Source organism: Pantoea sp. SM3, assembly GCF_000963995.1.
Classification (GTDB): domain Bacteria; phylum Pseudomonadota; class Gammaproteobacteria; order Enterobacterales; family Enterobacteriaceae; genus Pantoea; species Pantoea rwandensis_B.
Genome location: NZ_JZRD01000037.1, coordinates 1 through 1,646 on the forward strand (window position 1 = coordinate 1; position 1,646 = coordinate 1,646).

General features: G+C 52.1%; 1 rRNA gene. It reads right to left on the minus strand.

The window, feature by feature from the left end:
- Positions 1-1,504: ribosomal RNA gene (locus tag VI01_RS19740) — 23S ribosomal RNA — on the minus strand; the annotation flags it as partial.
- Between the last annotated feature and the right edge of the window lie 142 nt (positions 1,505-1,646).

Here is a 1,646-nt window from a genome sequence, read left to right on the forward strand (position 1 = left end):
GAGTCCGGATTTACCTAAACTCTCCGCCTACATGCTTAAACCGGGACAACCGTCGCCCGGATAACGTAGCCTTCTCCGTCCCCCCTTCGCAGTAACACCAAGTGCAGGAATATTAACCTGCTTCCCATCGACTACGCTTTTCAGCCTCGCCTTAGGGGTCGACTCACCCTGCTCCGATTAACGTTGAACAGGAACCCTTGGTCTTCCGGCGAGCGGGCTTTTCACCCGCTTTATCGTTACTTATGTCAGCATTCGCACTTCTGATACCTCCAGCAAACCTCACAGTTCACCTTCAACGGCTTACAGAACGCTCCCCTACCCAACAACGCCTAAGCGTCGCTGCCGCAGCTTCGGTGCATGGTTTAGCCCCGTTACATCTTCCGCGCAGGCCGACTCGACCAGTGAGCTATTACGCTTTCTTTAAATGATGGCTGCTTCTAAGCCAACATCCTGGCTGTCTGTGCCTTCCCACATCGTTTCCCACTTAACCATGACTTTGGGACCTTAGCTGGCGGTCTGGGTTGTTTCCCTCTTCACGACGGACGTTAGCACCCGCCGTGTGTCTCCCGTGATAACATTCTTCGGTATTCGCAGTTTGCATCGGGTTGGTAAGCCGGGATGGCCCCCTAGCCGAAACAGTGCTCTACCCCCGAAGATGAGTTCACGAGGCGCTACCTAAATAGCTTTCGGGGAGAACCAGCTATCTCCCGGTTTGATTGGCCTTTCACCCCCAGCCACAAGTCATCCGCTAATTTTTCAACATTAGTCGGTTCGGTCCTCCAGTTAGTGTTACCCAACCTTCAACCTGCCCATGGCTAGATCACCGGGTTTCGGGTCTATACCCTGCAACTTAACGCCCAGTTAAGACTCGGTTTCCCTGCGGCTCCCCTATACGGTTAACCTTGCTACAGAATATAAGTCGCTGACCCATTATACAAAAGGTACGCAGTCACCTGACAAATCAGGCTCCCACTGCTTGTACGTACACGGTTTCAGGTTCTGTTTCACTCCCCTCGCCGGGGTTCTTTTCGCCTTTCCCTCACGGTACTGGTTCACTATCGGTCAGTCAGGAGTATTTAGCCTTGGAGGATGGTCCCCCCATATTCAGACAGGATACCACGTGTCCCGCCCTACTCTTCGAACTCACAGTAAGTGCATTTTTGTGTACGGGAGTATCACCCTGTACCCTGCGACTTTCCAGACGCTTCCACTAATGCACAAACTGATTCAGGTTCTGGGCTGTTCCCCGTTCGCTCGCCGCTACTGGGGGAATCTCGGTTGATTTCTTTTCCTCTGGGTACTTAGATGTTTCAGTTCCCCAGGTTCGCCTCGCAACACTATGTATTCATGTTGCGATGATGCACAGAGTGCACCGGGTTTCCCCATTCGGACATCGTCGGCTGTAGCGGTTCATATCACCTTACCGACGCTTTACGCAGATTAGCACGTCCTTCATCGCCTCTGACTGCCAGGGCATCCACCGTGTACGCTTAGTCGCTTAACCTCACAACCCACAGGCGTTTTGCAACGCATGCAGACTGCAAGCATTTGAGAGACTCGAACATGTCATCATTCATTTCTTATTACGGAGAAATGAACCGACACGTCGTTTCAATTTTCAGCTTGTTCCGGATTGTTAAAGAGCA